General features: G+C 42.5%; 6 protein-coding genes. All 6 read right to left on the bottom strand.

Translation table 11 applies throughout. The features are described from left to right. Positions 1 to 74: 74 nt before the first annotated feature. Complete coding sequence (locus tag IBX40_11190) at positions 75 to 281, bottom strand: hypothetical protein (protein ID MBE0524882.1); 207 nt, start codon at positions 279 to 281, stop codon at positions 75 to 77. After that, positions 278 to 1042, bottom strand: coding sequence for an imidazole glycerol phosphate synthase subunit HisF (gene hisF / locus IBX40_11185; GenBank protein ID MBE0524881.1), 765 nt, complete (start codon positions 1040 to 1042; stop codon positions 278 to 280). The genes IBX40_11190 and hisF overlap by 4 nt, the downstream gene beginning before the upstream one ends. 172 nt (positions 1043 to 1214) lie before the next feature. Beyond that, positions 1215 to 1379 (bottom strand): hypothetical protein, encoded by a 165-nt coding sequence (locus IBX40_11180; protein ID MBE0524880.1) that lies wholly within the window; start codon positions 1377 to 1379, stop codon positions 1215 to 1217. Positions 1380 to 1407: 28 nt separating this feature from the next. Beyond that, positions 1408 to 2184 carry a DUF169 domain-containing protein gene (locus tag IBX40_11175; GenBank protein MBE0524879.1) on the bottom strand — a complete coding sequence of 259 codons (777 nt, stop codon included), beginning with the start codon at positions 2182 to 2184 and terminating at the stop codon, positions 1408 to 1410. 656 nt (positions 2185 to 2840) lie between these two features. Further along, entirely contained in the window at positions 2841 to 4070 is a 1230-nt protein-coding gene (locus tag IBX40_11170) for a DUF362 domain-containing protein (protein MBE0524878.1), read from the bottom strand. Further along, the gene (locus IBX40_11165; protein ID MBE0524877.1) at positions 4070 to 4231 is read right to left on the bottom strand and encodes a hypothetical protein; all 162 of its coding nucleotides are present in this window, start codon (positions 4229 to 4231) and stop codon (positions 4070 to 4072) included. Before IBX40_11165 ends, IBX40_11170 begins: the two co-directional genes overlap by 1 nt. Positions 4232 to 4490 lie beyond the last annotated feature (259 nt).

The following is a 4490-nucleotide window of genomic DNA, read 5'->3' as shown; positions in this document are numbered from 1 at the left end:
GCTAACACTCTGAACAGACCCACCCGATTCCTAACTCATAATCATTCCATTAATAGATGGACTATGGAATTTCATTATAAATTATGTAATATTTTATCAAGCATTACAATTATTGCTCTATCTTTTGCATGACATTCAGAATGATAACAATGTTCATTTGAAGTGTCATATTTTTCATGCCTCTGATATATCCATCTCTTTCCCTCCTGAAATAATATTCCAGCAGAATAGCTGAAAAAACCTGTGAAATAAATATGGTCAGTAGGTTCTATAAGGATCAAAGCTTTACGGGAAGTCCTTTCCCCGCAAGGTATTCTTTCATCTCTTTGATCGAGTACGTGCCAAAGTGAGTGATCGATGCCACAAGGACTGCATTGGCATGCCCATCATTTACAGCTTCGTATAGATGTTCCAGTGTCCCGGCTCCTCCTGATGCAATTACCGGCAGGTTAACGGCATCGGCTATTGCCCTGGTCATTGGGATATCATATCCGGCTTGTGTTCCATCTGCATCCATACTTGTGGGTAAGATCGCTCCTGCACCCAGCTCTTCAACTTTTTTTGCCCATTCAACTGCATCAATCCCGGTGGTTTTCTTGCCTCCGTTTACCATGACTTCAAAACCCGATGGAACAGCTGAAGAGGTACGGGTATCAATAGCGACCACAATCTTTTCACTGCCGAATTGTTCTGCTGCTTCCCGTATTAATTCCGGATTATTCACAGCAGCCGTGTTCATAGATACTTTTGAAACGCCCACATCCATGAGGTTCTGAATATCCTGGATACTGCCAATTCCTCCACCCACTGTGAGAGGTACATTGATCCTGTTTACTGTTCTTTTAACCACATCTATCATTGTTTTTCTTTTCTCAATAGTTGCAGTAATATCTAAGAATACCAGTTCATCGGCACCAGCTTTACTATAGGCTTCACCGTTCTCTGCCGGATCGCCCACATCCTTGAGATCTACAAAATTTACACCCTTTACCAGACGTCCATCCTTTACATCCAAACAGGGGATGATCTTTATATAGTCCATAATTCACCCTCATTAGAGATTTTATTGCCATAATATGGCTGAAAATAATAGTAAATAGTATTTGCTATTTGATTTTTTGTATCCGCTTCAAATCTAAGGGTAACTGACTATATTTTGAAATCGAAAGCCTGCTTAGGCACTTGATTTTGACAATCCGAATGTGCATTTTACCCTACTTTTTGAAATGGATACGATTTGTTTTCTTTTTTAAGTCCTCTCCGAATCCCACCACGTCGGTCTGATGACCGACTGCCACACCCACACCACAAGGCCGGGCGGAGCAGATCGGGACGGGTACTCGGCACAAGTGCTGGTGAGGAAGGGGCAAGTTGAACATCTATTTATGCTATTTTTTTGTATAAAAGTTATATGTTCTGATTACCAGGCATGGATATTCTCTTTTTTACTTTTTCCCATGATTCTGTGATTAAAAAACTCTCCTCCATATTTTCAACCATTTTCACGAATTTTTTCATAGGTACAGCTAATGTGAGTTCATCTTTTCGCACAAATGGTCGTGCAGAGACATCAAACATCCCAATAACACCTTTAGGTTGATCAGAATAAATCTCAAGATAAGGATAATGGACAATAGTGGCACAACCTGCTCCAAAGGGTGAATGTACTCCGTCTAATTCTACTGTATCAAAACCTGTCAGGGTAAAAAGACCCGAGAGGACATCAGGTCTGGCAAAAAAGATCACCACTTCCGGTTCATCCGATTCTTCTATGTGATCCCATCGTTTGAAAACTATTAACGGTGAAGGGGCACTGAAAGAAGGCATATTCTGCATAAATTCCTTTACAATCTCAGGTGATTTCTTATATCTTTCCCCCTCAAGTTCACCTGGGATTCCACAAGAAAGGAAGAATTCGAAGTTGGGCAAGTTGGGCATAGTCATTTCAGTAAATCCAAAATATTTTTTGCCGCCTGGACAACCAATGGAGTCGCTGTTGAAACACAATGAAGCACCCTTGCGTACCTTTGACAAAGCGCCTATTACGCACATTGGCAATGAATCGGGGGCTGCCAGTTCAGAGTTTCCTATTTCATTTGTGTAATAGAAGATGATGGGAAATTCTGCATTATTAAAATAATCTTTCCATAGTCTAATGAATTTTTCTTTAAATTCCATGTCCATAGATTGTTACTCCTGTTTGATTTTCTTTTTAAATCCCATAATACTATTATATTTGATTTTCTCTTTATATTGATAATCATTTCCTAAACTTCACAACACTATCTTTAAGTAATTTCTAAAAATGCTGTTAGCATGTTGGGGTAATGAGGTCCTGCAACTGCTCCCCATGCATCCACGATGCACCACAAAAGCACCCTCCAGTCCCCACACCACAATGGCGGCTGTGCAAAGGCTTGTTTAAATTGAGTTTCAAAGATGTGGTCAAAAACAATAACAAGCAAACCAATTTATGTAGTCCCTATAAAAACATTAATCCACTGGCAATCGATTTACCTACTTTGCAATAAATTTCCCCAAATCCAGTAAAGAGAACAACATGGCTTGTTTTGCATCTATCTCTTCAACCACCAAATCAAACCTCTTAAGACTCAAACCAAGATATTTGCACTTCCCTGTCAAATATCTGTAATATAAGTTATATTGATCTTTGGACGCAGCAGGTGTAGAGGACTACAAATATTGCAGATGATGCCTTCATTCCCTCAGTCCCTAGGACGCCCGGACTGAAAGTCCAAGGCATCCACGAAAGTGTCGGTTGAGCAGTTTTCAGGTTCAAATTATAGAATGCCGGTGGAGGTTATCTCTGCGAATGTACATCAACAGCTCTGCTCGATCTGAACGTCGGGGCTTTCTTCAGGTTTGCTTTCGGAAATCATTTCCAGGATATGAGTCGCCACAGGAGGACATCCCGGTACAAAAACACCCTGCTTTTTATGTTGAGCAGTGCAGTTACCGATGCAGAGCGTACCGCAGGGTATAGACTGATGTCCCTTCCCGATTGCAATGGTGACATTCTCCTGTCCGGGGAAGGAGTCAAAGACCTGCTCCCCATACCTGTTCAATAACATCAAAACTGTGGACTGGCAGGCACTGCATGACATTTCATCAAGAATGTTGATACCCGAGAAGTGTATCGATAAGTTGTCGGGAGGGGGCTCAAAAGGAGAGGTAAAATCACGCCACTTAGCAGGATTCACTTGTATCCTGGAGATATCGATAACTCCGTATCCTCGTTCAGCACAAATACGCAGGTGTGGCACATCTTCTGCTTTCACCCCCATGAGCGAGCAGGCTACGGCATCCACTGCTAAGGGATCAATCCCTGCCAAAACCAGATCAAGTTTCTTAGCCTGCCCGGCGCTTGGACCCAGCCCTTCCATTCCAGTAGTGCCATCAATGATCGATAGATGCGGACGAAGAACTGAGGCCATATCAGCAATGGCGATATTAAGAGGTTTGTCGTCCATATCCTCAATTGGAGGTAGCATGTGAAGATCAACCTTTGTTCGGCGCCACAGACATCCTTTCATATTTTTCACCGCCAGCGTGACAACTGTGTGCATGTGGGTTTTCATGACCGGGATTGAAACGACAACGTCGTAATCGACCACTTCAGGGCACACCTCAAGCGACTGTATTGCAACACCGTCTTCGATAATCACATGAACGGGCTGCCGGGCGTCCATAACAATCAACGGACAGTTGCGCTCAAGGGCCACTGACGCGATACCCGTTGCTTCAAAAGCCTCCATTGTCCTGACTCCTGTTATAGGGCTCTCGCCAACAGCAACGCTTGCTTCTGCCTCGAGAAATACATCAATTGCTGCAGCCACAACCTGGGGGTTGGTGGTAATCCCCGAATCGGCAGTAGCAATTCGTCCTGCATTTGGCTTTAAAAGAACACGCTTGCCTTTGACTGCAGCGAGGTTGATTTGTGAGAGAACTTGTCTCGTGTTATCATATGGATCTTCTCCCGTAGCGACGTAGACATGAGGATGCGATCGGTCATCAATAAAAGGAGTCGGCTGCAGTGGTCTCATATTCATCAGATCAACACCCTCCGGTAGTTTTCAGCGTCTGCCACATTTGGCATTTCAAATGCAGAAAGTATATAGTTCAGCATTCCGGGCATGTCAACACTTTTTACAATAAGATGTGTTGTCTTATATTTATGTGTGGTGTCATACGCAGCATGCCATATCGTCAAGTTAGGCTTGTAACTTCGTAAAACTCCTTTCCTTTTTCTGACTATAAAAGCATATCAAGCGCCTTAGAATTGCCCACTAATCCAAAAAGAGAATGTTAATATATTTATAGTGTATATACACTACAATATGACTGAACGCAAGACATTCATTCGCAAAATCAAGCAAGGTGACAAAATTAGATATGCCGAAGTATGGAACGAACGACGCAATTAAGATGGAGTACGATCTTTGCTGAAAATGCTAGTGATCAACTTACTC

The organism is Methanosarcinales archaeon (assembly GCA_014859725.1).
Taxonomy (GTDB): Archaea; Halobacteriota; Methanosarcinia; order Methanosarcinales; family Methanocomedenaceae; genus Kmv04.
The sequence above is the reverse complement of the archived record's forward strand: the minus strand, read 5'-3'. Positions and strand labels throughout refer to the sequence as shown.